Source organism: Roseomonas nitratireducens, from assembly GCF_017813355.1.
GTDB lineage: Bacteria > Pseudomonadota > Alphaproteobacteria > Acetobacterales > Acetobacteraceae > Neoroseomonas > Neoroseomonas nitratireducens.
On the sequence record NZ_JAGIYZ010000003.1, the window covers coordinates 136,398 to 148,533 of the forward strand.

The 12,136-nt window shown below is 72.3% G+C and carries 13 protein-coding genes; 2 read left to right on the forward strand and 11 right to left on the reverse strand.

All coding sequences use genetic code 11. The annotated features are described in order from the left end of the window. Positions 1-3: 3 nt before the first annotated feature. From J5Y09_RS05020 to J5Y09_RS05060, 9 genes are all read right to left on the reverse strand, one after another. Entirely contained in the window at positions 4-444 is a 441-nt protein-coding gene (locus tag J5Y09_RS05020; RefSeq protein WP_209350653.1) for a DUF1499 domain-containing protein, read from the reverse strand. Next, positions 441-689, reverse strand: a complete 249-nt coding sequence (locus J5Y09_RS05025; protein WP_198377317.1) for a DUF3253 domain-containing protein — start codon at positions 687-689, stop codon at positions 441-443. The genes J5Y09_RS05020 and J5Y09_RS05025 overlap by 4 nt, the downstream gene beginning before the upstream one ends. Continuing rightward, on the reverse strand, positions 686-1,267 hold the full coding sequence (locus J5Y09_RS05030; protein ID WP_209350654.1) for a pyridoxamine 5'-phosphate oxidase family protein: 582 nt from the start codon (positions 1,265-1,267) through the stop codon (positions 686-688). The genes J5Y09_RS05025 and J5Y09_RS05030 overlap by 4 nt, the downstream gene beginning before the upstream one ends. Continuing rightward, entirely contained in the window at positions 1,264-2,223 is a 960-nt protein-coding gene (locus J5Y09_RS05035) for an NAD(P)/FAD-dependent oxidoreductase (RefSeq protein WP_209350655.1), read from the reverse strand. Before J5Y09_RS05035 ends, J5Y09_RS05030 begins: the two co-directional genes overlap by 4 nt. 60 nt (positions 2,224-2,283) lie before the next feature. After that, a complete protein-coding gene (locus tag J5Y09_RS05040; protein WP_209350656.1) occupies positions 2,284-3,039 on the reverse strand; it encodes a DUF1194 domain-containing protein in 756 nt (251 codons plus the stop codon). A gap of 264 nt (positions 3,040-3,303) precedes the next feature. Further along, positions 3,304-4,017 (reverse strand): alpha/beta hydrolase family protein, encoded by a 714-nt coding sequence (locus J5Y09_RS05045; protein WP_209350657.1) that lies wholly within the window; start codon positions 4,015-4,017, stop codon positions 3,304-3,306. Between the two features lie 80 nt (positions 4,018-4,097). Continuing rightward, positions 4,098-4,661, reverse strand: a complete 564-nt coding sequence (locus J5Y09_RS05050; protein WP_209350658.1) for a DUF924 family protein — start codon at positions 4,659-4,661, stop codon at positions 4,098-4,100. Beyond that, a complete protein-coding gene (locus J5Y09_RS05055) occupies positions 4,658-7,567 on the reverse strand; it encodes an FAD-binding and (Fe-S)-binding domain-containing protein (RefSeq protein ID WP_245216851.1) in 2,910 nt (969 codons plus the stop codon). The genes J5Y09_RS05050 and J5Y09_RS05055 overlap by 4 nt, the downstream gene beginning before the upstream one ends. Before the next feature lie 2 nt (positions 7,568-7,569). Beyond that, positions 7,570-8,553 carry a quinone oxidoreductase family protein gene (locus tag J5Y09_RS05060; protein WP_209350660.1) on the reverse strand — a complete coding sequence of 328 codons (984 nt, stop codon included), beginning with the start codon at positions 8,551-8,553 and terminating at the stop codon, positions 7,570-7,572. A gap of 147 nt (positions 8,554-8,700) precedes the next feature. Between J5Y09_RS05060 and J5Y09_RS05065 the strand changes: the two genes are divergently transcribed. Next, on the forward strand, positions 8,701-9,885 hold the full coding sequence (locus J5Y09_RS05065; protein ID WP_209350661.1) for a pyridoxal-phosphate-dependent aminotransferase family protein: 1,185 nt from the start codon (positions 8,701-8,703) through the stop codon (positions 9,883-9,885). Here the strand turns inward: J5Y09_RS05065 and J5Y09_RS05070 are convergent. Beyond that, a complete protein-coding gene (locus J5Y09_RS05070) occupies positions 9,864-10,511 on the reverse strand; it encodes a DapH/DapD/GlmU-related protein (protein ID WP_209350662.1) in 648 nt (215 codons plus the stop codon). The two genes, J5Y09_RS05065 and J5Y09_RS05070, sit on opposite strands and share 22 nt — an antisense overlap. A gap of 249 nt (positions 10,512-10,760) precedes the next feature. Here J5Y09_RS05070 and J5Y09_RS05075 point away from each other — a divergent pair, with 249 nt between their 5' ends. Continuing rightward, complete coding sequence (locus tag J5Y09_RS05075) at positions 10,761-11,402, forward strand: VOC family protein (protein ID WP_209350663.1); 642 nt, start codon at positions 10,761-10,763, stop codon at positions 11,400-11,402. A 72-nt stretch (positions 11,403-11,474) separates the two neighbouring features. Here the strand turns inward: J5Y09_RS05075 and J5Y09_RS05080 are convergent, their stop codons facing one another. After that, entirely contained in the window at positions 11,475-12,104 is a 630-nt protein-coding gene (locus J5Y09_RS05080) for a class I SAM-dependent methyltransferase (RefSeq protein WP_209350664.1), read from the reverse strand. Positions 12,105-12,136: the final 32 nt, after the last annotated feature.

The following is a 12,136-nucleotide window of genomic DNA, read 5'->3' on the forward strand; positions in this document are numbered from 1 at the left end:
TCCTCAGCTGCGGCGCAGCAGGGCCTCGAAGGCGGCGAGCCATTCCATCACCCGGGCGCGGTTCGCGCCCAGGTCGGAATGGCCGATCAGGCTGCGCGAATACAGCCAGAGCCCCGTGCCGCCGCCGGCGGGCGCGACCTCTGCCACCACGATGTCCGGGTAGTTCATCAGCCGCGTGCGCGCGACCCATTGCGCCTGGCGGCGGTCGGGGAAGTCGGCCAGCGGGAAGGTACGCGGCATCGCCGCGGCGACGGCGCGGATCGCCGCCTCCGCCTTGTCGGGCGTGACCGGGAAGGGGTCGCGGTGCAGGTGCCCCGCCCCCGGCGACGTGGTGGGCGTCAGCAGGCAGGTGTTGGGCGAGGAGGGCAGGGCGAGCGTCGCGAAGTCAACCGGGCCGGGCGCCGGCACGCCGGCCGCGCCGCGCGAGAAGAGCATGCCGATCATGGGCGGATCCTCAGCCTGATGACGCCGCGAATCTCGGCGCCGGGGTCAACCTGCTTGCCCTTGCGCAGGATGTCGATGCGCCCTTCCTGGGCGAGGCGCACCGCCTCCCGCCGCACCCGCGTCATCAGCGAGCGCCAGCCTTCGGGGTCGAGCGCGCGCGCGGCCTCCGACGGGCAGATGCTTTTCTCCGCGCCGCGCTCGGCGACCAGGGCGAGGATCGCCTCGCGGATGGCGGGCTCGCTCATGGCGCCACCCAGGCGGCGGAAAGCGCGCCCGCGCCATCCCACGCGAAGCGGGCGCGGCGATGGCCCTCATGCGCGAGCAGCAGCCAGTCGAGCCGGTCGAGGATGAAGGTCACCACGGCGAAGTTCTCCCTTCCGCCCTCCGCGTCCTGCGGCGCGGCCGTCGGCGTGTCCAGCGTCGCGCCAGGCGCGTGCGGGGTCGCGTAGACCATGCGCGACATCGCGCGGCTGCCGGCCCAGGCGGCCTCGGCCTCGGCGTCGTCGAGGTGCAGCGTCGCGTCGCCGGCGATGCGCAGCTGCACCTGCGCGCCGGCATCGTAGCCGTGCAGCATCACGCGCGGCCGGGCGGCGATCTCGGCCACCTTGGCGCTGCGCCGGTCGGTGTGAATGCGGATGCGGCGCGTGGCCGGGTCGAAGGCGCGCAGCACGACGGTGCGCAGGTTGGGCGTGCCATCGGTCGCGACGGTCGCCAGCGTCGGCGTGTGGAAGGGGCTGCGGCGGTCGGCCACGCCCCGGGCAAGCAGGCGGAATGCGCTGTCCAGCGCTTCCTCGGGCGTCGCGGGCGGGGTGGGGCGCGTCACGGGGCGAGCGCGGCGGCGAGCGCTGCGCCGCTGTCCCAGGCCGCTTCGGCGCGCCCGGCGAGGCACCAGTCGCCGGCGAGGCCGATGCGCCGCGTCGCATCCCACAGGAAGGGCTGGCCGAGCGGCGCTTCCAGCAGGGAGTAGCGCCAGCGATGCGCCGCGGCCCAGGCCGGCGCGGGCAGGGGCGCGCCGGCGAGCGTGGCGAGTTCGGCGAGCAGCGGCGCGACGATGTCCTCGGCATGGGCTTCGAGATGCGCCCGCGTCCAGGCGGGCGCGGCCTGCACCACCCAGCATTCGGCGGCGCCGTCGCGGCCGGGCTTCGAGGAATCCCGCGCCGCCCAGCCGATCGCGTGGCCCTCGGGGCGCAGCGTGTCGGGCAGCGGCAGCTTCGCGTCGAAATGCGCCATCACCGTCCAGCAGGGCGCATAGCGCACGGGGCGCAGCGCGTCGGCCATGCCGGGCAGCAGGTCGATCGCCTGCGGCGCGGGGATGGTGACGAGCACGGCGGAAAAGGGGCCGTCCTCGATGGGCGGCGTCGCGGGCAGGGGGGTGCCGGGCTTCGCCTCCTTCGCGTCCCAGTGCTGGATCCGCCAGGCACCGGCTTCGCCGAGGATGCGTCCGGCATGGCGCGATGCGGTGATGGCGAGGCCCTCGGCCAGCGCGCGGGGCAGGGCGGACATGCCGGGGATGCCGACGCGCCGCGCGGGATCGGGCCAGGGGGCGGCGCCGGCCGCTTCCAGCGCCGCGGCGAAACCGGGCCCGGCGGCGCGGAGATACTGCGCGCCATGGTCGAATTGCAGGCGGCGGCCGGCATGCTCGGCGCGCCGCGTGGCCAGCCGTCCGCCCGGCGCGCGGCCCTTGTCGAACAGGCGCACGGCGATGCCGCGGGCGGCGAGGTGGCGGGCGGCGGAAAGTCCGGCCAGGCCGGCGCCCAGGATCGCGATGGTCTCGGTCATCCTGCCGGTATGGCGCCCCCGCCGGCGGGCGCAAGCCCCGCCGGGCGGGATGCGGCCGCGTCAGGCGTAGGCGCGTTCCACCAGCGGGCCCGGCTGCGGCACCGCGGCGATCTCCCGAATGATCTTGCGCCGCACGGCGCCGGCGAAGGCCTCGTAGCCCTCGGCCACCATCAGGAAGGCGCCGGGGCCGCCGATCACCTCCTCGCGGTAGTATTCATCGACCGGCGGGATGCCGGCGAGCAGCGCGGAAGGTTGGGGGGAGCGGTCGAGCACGGCGAGGCCGTTCAGCACGATGCCCTGGTCCAGCGCCTCGGCGCGGGCGGCGGCGACCGGGCGGCCGGAATTGTTCACCCCGTCGCCGGAGATGTCGACGACCTTGCGCAGCCCCTGGTAGCGGCGGCCAAACTGCCGCGCGGCGAAGTCCATGGCGCCGGAGATCGAGGTGTAGAGGTAGGTCTCCCGCGATGCGCCATCGAGCGCGGTGGCGAAGCGCTCGCAGGATGCCGCGCCGTCCAGGCGCGTCCAGGGCACCAGGGTCTGCTGCAGGTTCCAGTCGGACCAGACGAAGAGCGTGACGGCGATGGCGCCGAGCGGCCCGCCCGCGATGCCCTCGGCCAGGCGAGGGTCGCGGAAGGCCGCGGCGTAGCCCTGCATCTGCATCTCCATCTCCTCCGCATCGACGGAGCGGGAGACGTCCACGGCAAGGACCAGTTCGACATCCACCTCATCCGTGGCGTGGGCGGACCTGGCCTGGATCAGGGCTGGCGCGGCGAGGCCGGCGGCGAGGAACAGGCGGCGGGAGAGGCGACGCGACATCGGAACCTCCTTGCGGGGCCGTGCGTGCGGGGCCTGTCCATCCCGATGCCTTCGTCGCCGAAGGTCTTATATGCACAAATAGGGAACTTTTTTGTGCAATGCAACAATACCATGGTTGCGCTAACAAAGCCTTGCCCTGGAAACCGGCAGGTGTGGCCCGTGCGCAACGGGCACCTGGCGGCACCCGACCCTTTCGCAAGGGTCAGGTGGCCTGCCTGCACAAAAATGGCTGACGACTACGTGATGATCAGCCTCGGCGGGTCGTCACGCCGCGAAGGGATCCCGCGCGCCGAGCCCGCTGAAGGGGCCCGAGGGCTGCAGTTCCGCCAGCGTCTGCTCGATCGAATGCGCCGCTCCGCCGGTCCGCGGGCTGTCGAGCGGCACGACGCGGCCGAGCAGGTCGCCCACCATGCCTGTGGCGTTGATCGGGTCGTTCCGGACCCTGAGGCAGGTGATGGGGGAGCGGGTGCGTTCCCAGCTCGACCGCACCGTCGGCACGGCGGTCACGGCCGGGGCGGAGATGCCGACCGCCGGGATGCCCATCCGCGCCGAGACGATCTGGGATATGCCGCCGCCGAGCGAATGCCCCGTGATGCTCAGCCGCCCCCGGCCACCCATCGCCGCCCGGGCGCCGCGCACCATGTCCTCGGCGCAGGAGACCTGGTGCCACAGCAGCGCGCTGCCCGCCGCGGCCACCAGCGCGAGCACCGGGTGCAGCAATCCGGGGGCGGGGCCGCCGAAGCCGGCATCCGCGATCACGTCGGCGCCGCCCGTGTCGGTCGGCTGCGTGCCGGCCACGGCGACGATCCAGTCGATGTTGTCGCCCGAGGCGCGCCGATAGACCGCGCCCTGGAAGCCCGACAGCCGCTGGTCGAGCGGCGTGTGGCGGCTGAACCCAGCGACGCGGGTCGCGCCGGCGTTGTAGATGCCGGCGCAGATCGCGGCGTATTCGCGGAAGGTGACGGCGAGGGCGGTCATGGGCGGGACTCACGATTCCGTTGGATGGATCGCCGTACCCTGGCGAAAACCGCGCCGCCCGCCAGTGAAATGCTTCGGACTCAGAAGCCCCCGCCGGCGGCGAGCCAGGCTTCCTCGGCCGCCGTGCTCGCCCGCCCGAGTGCCGCATTGCGGTGGGGGAAGCGGCCGAATCGCTGGATGACCGCGCGGTGCCGCCAGGCATAGTCGATGGTCCCGCCCGGCTTCGCGTGGCGCGGATCGTCGCGCAGCCCCTCGAACAGCGCGACCGAGAGGTCCTGGTCCGCCATCGCCTCGGAATGCTCGAAGGGGAGGTAGAGGAAGATCCGCTGCGTCGGCGCGAGGGCGAGGTCGAGCCGCCGCGCCAGCACCGCCTGCCGCGCGACCTCCAGCGCCTTCGCGTCGCAGGCGAAGGCATCGGCGCTGCCGCGGCGCGTGTTGCGCGGGAACTGGTCGAGCAGGATGGCGAGCGCGAGCGCGCCCTCCGCGCCGTCCATCCAGCCATCGAAGGCGCCGTCCCGCGCCGGGTCGATCATGGCGCCGAAGCGGGCGCGGATCTCGGCGTCGAAGGCGTCGTCGCGCTTGAACCAGGCCTCGCGGAAGGTGTCGGGCCCTTCGGCGAACCAGAAGGCGAGGATGTCCTTCATGCCAGTGCCCGATCGAGCAGCCGGACGGAATGCAGTGCCTCCCGGCCCGCGAGGTCGCTGATCTGGTGGCGGCAGGATGTGCCGTCGGCGACGATGAAGGCGGTGGGTGCCGCCGCGCGCACCGCGGGCAGCAGCGCCAGTTCGCCCATGGCCTTGGACGCCGCGAGCGTTTCCGCCTGGTAGCCGAAGGCCCCCGCCATGCCGCAGCAGGACGACGCGATGGGCGAGACCTTCAGCCCCGGGATGCGCTTGAGAAGGGCGACCGCCGGCGGGAAGGTGCCGAACGCCTTCTGGTGGCAATGGCCGTGGATATGCGCCTCGCCGTCGATGGGCTTGAGCGGCAGCGCGGCCTTCTCGCGTTCCAGGAACTCGCTCAGCAGGAAGGCACGGGCGGCGAGCGCGCGCGCGGCCTCGCCCGGCAGCAGGGCGAGGAACTCGTCGCGCAGCGTCGTCAGGCTCGACGGCTCGATGCCAATGACGGGGCTGGTCCAGGCCGAGAGCGCTTCGACCGTCCGCCGCGCTTCCTCCCGCGCCCGGTCCACCAGCCCGGCGGCGAGCAGCGTGCGCCCTTCATCGAGCGGCCGCATGCCGCGCGGCGGCCGCGCCACCGCCGGGTCGTAGCCCGCGGCGCGAAGGACGCGGATCGCGGCGCGGAGGTTCTCCGGCTCGAAATAGCGGTTGAAGGCGTCGGGCAGCAGGATGACCTCGCCGTCGCGCCCATCCGGCGCGCGGAGTTCCGCATCGTGGAAGGCGCCCCAGGCGAAGCGGGGCAGCGAGCGTTCGGCGGCGAGGCCGAGCAGGCGTTCCGACAGCGCGGCAAGCCCCGGGATCGTGTCCCGCGCATTGGCGAGCGGCGGCAGCAGCGAGGCGAACCGCGCCCAGCGCGGCAGGGTCGCGACGATGCGTTCCCGCCAGCCGATGCCGTGGCGGTTCGCACGCGCGGCCAGCACCTCGATCTTCATCCGCGCCATGTCGACGCCCGTCGGGCATTCGCGCTTGCAGCCCTTGCAGGAGACGCACAGTTCCATCGCCGCCGCGACCTCGTCCGAGGCGAGCGCATCGGGGCCGAGCTGGCCCGTCAGGGCGAGGCGCAGCGTGTTCGCCCGCCCGCGCGTCAGGTGCCGCTCATCCCGCGTCGCGCGGAAGGACGGGCACATGACATTGGCGTCGAATTTCCGGCAGGTGCCGTTGTTGTTGCACATCTCGACGGCGCCGAGCAGGCCGCCGAGCGGGCCCGGATGCTCCGACCAGTCGAGCACGGGCGTGACCTTCGCATCCGCCGCGTAGCCGGGCGCGTAGCGGAACAGGCTGCGGTCATCCATGCGCGGCGGGCGGACGACGCGTCCCGGGTTCAGCAGCGCGTTCGGGTCGAAGGAGTCCTTCACTTCCTCGAAGGCGCGGGCGATGCGGGGGCCGAACATCGGCTCGTTGAATTCGGACCGGACGATCCCGTCGCCATGCTCGCCGGAATGGCTCCCCTTGTATTCGCGCACCAGGGCGAAGCATTCCTCGGCGATGGCGCGCATCTTCCGCACGTCCTCGCCATCCTTCATGTTCAGCACGGGGCGGACATGCAGGCAGCCGACCGAGGCATGGGCGTACCAGGTGCCCTTGGTGCCGTGCTTCGCGAAGACGTCGTTCAGCCGCTCCGTGTAGTCGGCGAGGTCGGGCAGCGCGACGGCGCAATCCTCGATGAAGGAGACCGGCTTACCGTCGCCCTTCATCGACATCATGATGTTGAGCCCGGCCTCCCGCACCTCGGCGATCGCGGCCTGGAAGCCGGCATCGGTCGCGCGTACCACGGCGTCGGGGTAGCCGAGGTCGGCCATCATCTCCTCGAGCCGGTCGAGCGCGCGCAGCAGCGGCGCGTCCTCCTGCCCATGGAACTCGACGATCAGCAGGCTGTCGGGCTCGCCCTTGACCATCCTGTCGATGGTGGCGCGGTAGATCGGGATCGATCGGCCGAGGTCGATCATCGTCCGGTCCACCAGCTCCACCGCCTCCGGGTCCAGCGTGACCAGGTGCTGGGAGGCCGCCATGGCCGCGCGGAAGGTCGGGAACTGGCAGATGCCGAGCGCCTTGCGCGGCTTGATCGGCCAGAGCTTGAGATCGAGTGCGGCGGAGAAGGCGAGCGTGCCCTCGCTGCCCACAAGCAGCCGTGCGAGGTTGCCGCGCCCCTCGGCCCGCGCGGCCGGCGTCAGGCTCTCGATGTTGTAGCCCCCCACCCGGCGCAGCTGGTTCGGGAAGCGCGCGGCGATCTCCTCCGCCTCCCGCGCGCCCAGCGCGCGCAGCCGCTGGATCAGCTCGGCCGCCGGGGCGGGGATGTCGCCGCCGAGATTGTCCGGCAGGTCGCCGAAGGTAAAGCGCGACCCGTCCGCCAGCAGCGCGTCGATGGCGGTGACGTTGTCGGCCATCAGCCCGTAGCGGATGGACTTCGACCCGCAGGAATTGTTCCCCGCCATGCCGCCGATGGTGCAGCGCTGCCAGGTCGATGGATCGACCGGGAAGAACAGGCCATGCGCCTTCAGCGCGTCGTTCAGCGCGCCGAGCGCGATGCCCGGCTGCACGCGCGCGGTGCCCGCCGCGGCATCCACCGCGATGACGTCCCGCAGGTACTTCGTGCAGTCGAGCACCAGCGCGCGGTTGACCGTCTGCCCGCATTGGGACGTGCCGCCGCCGCGCGGCAGGACGGGGATGCCTTCCTCCCGGCAGATCGCCATGGCCGCCTGCACGTCCTCGATCGTGCGGGGCACGAGCACGCCATAGGGCTCGATCTGGTAGATGCTCGCATCGGTCGCGTAGCGGCCGCGATCGGCGGGCGCGAAGAGCACCTCGCCGCGCGTCTCGCGGCGCAGGCGGGCGGCGAGGCGGCTGTCGCCGATGGTCGGGCGGGTCGTCACGTTCATCGTCATGCGTCCTGGGGCAGCAGGATGAGGGGCGCCTCGGCCTGCCGGGATTCGAGGAGATGGTGCGCGCGCGCCGCCTCGGCCAGCGGCAGCGCAGCGCCGGGTTCGGCGCGGACAGCGCCGGCTTCGAGCACGGCGAACAGCGCCGCCGCCATGCGTTCCAGCGCCGCGCGCTCGGCGATGTAGTGGAACAGGATGGGCCGCGTCAGGCTGTTGGATTTCGCCGCCAGGCGCTGGACCTGGAAGGGCGGCACGGGGCCGGAGGCCTGGCCGAAATTCACGAGGTGCCCGCGCGGCGCGAGGCAGTCGAGCGACCCGTCGAAGGTGTCATGCCCCACCGAATCATAGGCCGCGTCCACGCCGCGACCGTCGGTGAGGCGCCGGACCTCCGCGACGAAATCCTGGTCCCGGTAGAGCACGACATGCGCGCAGCCGGCCGCGCGCGCGACCTCCGCCTTCGCCGCCGACCCCGCGGTGCCGATCACCGTCGCGCCGAGATGCGCCGCCCATTGGCAGAGGATCCGCCCGACGCCGCCCGCCGCGGCGTGGACCAGGATGGTCTGCCCGGCCTGCACGCGATGCACCTGGCGCAGCAGCATCTCCGCGGTCAGGCCCTTGAGCAGCACGCTCGCGGCGAGCCTTTCGGGCATCCAGTCCGGCAGGCGCAGCGCGATCGCGGCCGGCAGCACGCGGTGGGACGCGTAGGCGCCATAGCCGCCGGTCACGTAGCCGATGCGGTCACCCGCCGCGAAGCCCGTCACGCCGGCGCCGACGGCCTCGACGATGCCCGCGGCCTCGATGCCCGGCACGCCCGGCAGCGGCAGGGTGCGATACAGGCCCGACCGCACGTAGCAATCGTGGAAGTTCACGCCGATCGCGGTCTGGCGGATGCGCAGCTCGCCCGGGCCCGGCGCGGGCACGTCGATGGATTCCGCGCGCAGCATCGCGGGACCGCCGACCTCGCGCAGCATGATCGCCTGGGGCAACTCCGCCTCTCCCATGCACCGGGCCGGACCCTAGCGGCGAAGGCCGCGCTTGTCCGATCCATAATCTTCATCGGAGCGACAAGCCGAACTCATTGGCGCCGGCGCCCCGTTCCCGGCATGAAGCGCCGGAAGAAGAGGATCCGTCCCATGGCCTATTTCCAGTCCAAGCCCGTCGCCGGCCGTCATTTCCTGCAGATCCCGGGCCCGACCAACGTGCCCGACCGCGTGCTGCGCGCCATGGACAACCCGACCATGGACCATCGCGGCCCGGATTTCGGCAAGCTCGGCAAGCAGCTGCTGGAAAAGGTCCGCCACGTCTTCAAGACCGAGAGCCATGTGATCATCTACCCGGCCTCCGGCACCGGGGCCTGGGAAGCGGCGCTGACCAACACGCTGTCGCCCGGCGACCGCGTGCTGATGTGCGAGACGGGCTGGTTCGCGCATCTGTGGCAGGAGATGGCCGGGCGGCTCGGCATCGTGACCGACTTCGTCAAGACCGACTGGCGCCGCGGCGCGGATGTCGCGCAGATCGAGGCCCGCCTGCGCGAGGACAAGGCGCACGCGATCAAGGCCGTCTGCGTCGTGCACAACGAAACCAGCACGGGCTGCACCAGCCGCATCGACGAGGTGCGCCGCGCGATGGACGCGGCCGGCCATCCGGCGCTGCTGCTGGTGGACACCATCTCCTCGCTGGGGTCGATCGACTACCGGCACGACGAATGGGGCGTCGACGTCACCGTCTCGGGCAGCCAGAAGGGGCTGATGCTGCCGCCGGGGCTGTCCTTCAACGCGATCTCGGCCAAGGCGCTGAAGGCGAGCGAGACGGCGCGCCTGCCGCGGTCCTTCTGGGACTGGAAGCCGATGCTGGCGGCCAACGCGACCGGCTACTTCCCCTACACGCCGGCGACGAACCTGCTCTATGGCCTCGACGCCGCGGTCGACATGCTGATGGAGGAAGGGCTCGAGAACGTCTTCGCCCGCCATGACCGCCATGCCGAGGCGACGCGCCGCGCCGTGCGCCACTGGGGCTTCGAGGTCCAGTGCGCCGAGCCGCGGCACTATTCCTCGGCGCTGACCGCGGTGCGGCTGCCGGAAGGCCATTCGGCGAACGGGCTGCGCGCGACGATCCTCGAGAACTTCAACATGAGCCTCGGCAACGGGCTGGGCCAGTTGAACGACCGGGTCTTCCGCATCGGCCATCTGGGCGATTTCGGCGACCTGTCGCTGATCGGCACGCTGGGCGGGGTGGAGATGGGGCTGCGCAAGGCCGGCATCCCGCACCAGGAAGGCGGGGTGCAGGCGGCGATGGCCTACCTCTCGGGCAACGGCTGAACGTCCCAGCGGTCGCAGAAGGCCGCGACATCCTCGGTCTGGAACGCGGCGACGCGGTCGAGCACCGTGTCGAACGGCCAGTCCCACCAGGCGATCCGGGCCAGCCGCGCGGCGATGTCGCGCGGGAAGCGTTCCCGGATCTGCCGGGCGGGCACGCCGCCCACGATGGTGTAGGGCGCCACGTCGCGGGAGACGACGGCGCCGGCGGCGAGCACCGCCCCGTCGCCCACGGTCACGCCCGGCAGCACGATCACGCCGTGGCCGATCCAGACATCGTGGCCGATCCGCACGCGGTCGCCGCGGCGGTCGGCGAAGAAGGTCGCGTCCCGCCGCGCCGCCGGGTCGTAGTATTCGGGCACGTAGGTGAAACGGTGCAGGGACGGCCGGCCCATCGGGTGGTTCGGCGCGCCGATCCGCACATCGGCCGCGATCGCGGTGAACTTGCCGATCTCGGCATCGGCCACCATGCAGTCCCGGCCGAGATAGGTCGCGTCGCCGATCGTGGCGTACTCGATGGCGCAGCGCTCGCCGATCTCGCATTGCCGGCCGATGGACGCCTCCCGCAGCCGCGCGGTCGGGTGGATGACCGTCTCGGCGATCTTGGGGGCGGATGCTTGATCGTTCATGCGTGTCTCCGCGCGAGGAACAGGGTATTGTCATCGACGGATCGCGCAACCGTCGCGCGGCCATCACGAACGGGGCCCCGCTTGCGGCGGGGTCGAGCGCGGCCCATGGTCGCGCGACGCCAGGGGGGCAGGGTCATGCCGGCGCCATCGAGGTCAGGATCCCGCCCCGGCGGGCATGTGGCCCTGGCCGCCACCCACCCGGCTGCGGCACGCTGAGGTCCCGTCGGAACGCGAGAACGCAGGAAACGCATGGCCGAGATCGACCACATCGTCATTGGCGCCCTCACCCTCGAGGACGGGGCGCGCTACGCGGAAGCCCTGCTCGGCGTGAAGCCCTCCAAGGGCGGCGCGCATGCGGGCCTCGGCACGCACAACATGCTGATCGGCATGGGGGCGAACTGCTACATCGAGATCATCGCCCCCGATCCGGCCCAGCCCGCGCCGCCGCATCCGCGGCTCTTCGACCTCGACGACGCCTCGCTGCGCAACATGCTCGAGGCCGAGCCGCGGCTGATCGCCTATGTCGCCTCCACCCCCGCGCTCGATCCGCTGGTGGCGCGACTCGGCACCTCCCATGCCGGGGAGATCGCGTCGATGTCGCGCGGCGACCTGCGCTGGCGCATGGCCTTCCCGCCGCAGCGCCAGGACATGGACAACCTGATCCCGCCGATGATCCAGTGGGAGGGCGAGCGTGCCGCCAAGCACATCCGCGACTCCGGCTGGCGCCTGACGGCCCTGGAAGCCGAGCACCCGGACGCGCAGGCCCTGCGCACCGCGCTCGCCGGCCGCGGCCTGGGCGATGCGGTGAAGGTCAAGCAAAGCCCGCATCCCCGCCTCGTCGCCCATCTCCGCCACCGGGACGGGCGCGAGGCCACGCTGACGAGCGCATAGCGTGCAACGTGGCGGATGCACTATCCTAATGGGCGATGAGTGCGGGAACGGAATGCCGTCCTGCGGGCATCGTCAGGCTTGAACCGGGGTCTCATGCCGCGCCGCATTGTCGCGCCGATAGCGCCATACGCTTGCCGGCGGCAGGTTGAACGGCGTGAAGGCTTCCCGACGCGCCGACAGGCCGAGCGCCTTCCACGGCAGCGGGGAGGTCACGCAATAGGTGTAGAGCAGGAAGCCGCGCCCCGGGGCCACCGCCTCGACCGCGTCAATGAAGGCGCGCTGGCGCTCGATCGGCAGCAGCACCAGCGGGATGCCGCAGATCGCCGTGCCGATGCGCCCGTGCAGCGCCGCGGGCAGGGCATCGGCCAGCGCGAAGGCATCGCCCTGCACCACCGTCACGCCCGGCAGGGCGCGCGACAGGTGCTCGGCCATCTCCGGCACGATCTCGACGACCACCAGGCGTTCGGGCGGCACGCCGCCGTCGAGCAACGCCCGGCTGATCGCGCCCGTGCCGGCGCCCAGTTCGACCACCACCTCGTCCGGCCCGCGCTCGATCAGCGCCGCGATCTTCTTGCCCAGCGCCGGGGAGGACGGGACGAGCGAGCCCATCTGCAGCGGATTGGCGAGCCAGCGGCGCAGGAAAAGGCTGGTGCCACCCGCCTGCCTGGGCGAAGGACGGTCTCCGAGGGTGATCCCCGACATGCGGCTCTCCATGACAAAAGGATGACAATTCA

Excerpts from the sequence above, each read along its gene's own strand:
- J5Y09_RS05020 (WP_209350653.1), bottom strand. The coding sequence starts at position 444 with ATGATCGGCATGCTCTTCTCGCGCGGCGCGGCCGGCGTGCCGGCGCCC.
- J5Y09_RS05025 (WP_198377317.1), bottom strand. The coding sequence starts at position 689 with ATGAGCGAGCCCGCCATCCGCGAGGCGATCCTCGCCCTGGTCGCCGAG.
- J5Y09_RS05035 (WP_209350655.1), bottom strand. The coding sequence starts at position 2,223 with ATGACCGAGACCATCGCGATCCTGGGCGCCGGCCTGGCCGGACTTTCC.
- J5Y09_RS05040 (WP_209350656.1), bottom strand. The coding sequence starts at position 3,039 with ATGTCGCGTCGCCTCTCCCGCCGCCTGTTCCTCGCCGCCGGCCTCGCC.
- J5Y09_RS05045 (WP_209350657.1), bottom strand. The coding sequence starts at position 4,017 with ATGACCGCCCTCGCCGTCACCTTCCGCGAATACGCCGCGATCTGCGCC.
- J5Y09_RS05050 (WP_209350658.1), bottom strand. The coding sequence starts at position 4,661 with ATGAAGGACATCCTCGCCTTCTGGTTCGCCGAAGGGCCCGACACCTTC.
- J5Y09_RS05055 (WP_245216851.1), bottom strand. The coding sequence starts at position 7,567 with ATGAACGTGACGACCCGCCCGACCATCGGCGACAGCCGCCTCGCCGCC.
- J5Y09_RS05065 (WP_209350661.1), top strand. The coding sequence starts at position 8,701 with ATGGCCTATTTCCAGTCCAAGCCCGTCGCCGGCCGTCATTTCCTGCAG.
- J5Y09_RS05070 (WP_209350662.1), bottom strand. The coding sequence starts at position 10,511 with ATGAACGATCAAGCATCCGCCCCCAAGATCGCCGAGACGGTCATCCAC.
- J5Y09_RS05075 (WP_209350663.1), top strand. The coding sequence starts at position 10,761 with ATGGCCGAGATCGACCACATCGTCATTGGCGCCCTCACCCTCGAGGAC.
- J5Y09_RS05080 (WP_209350664.1), bottom strand. The coding sequence starts at position 12,104 with ATGTCGGGGATCACCCTCGGAGACCGTCCTTCGCCCAGGCAGGCGGGT.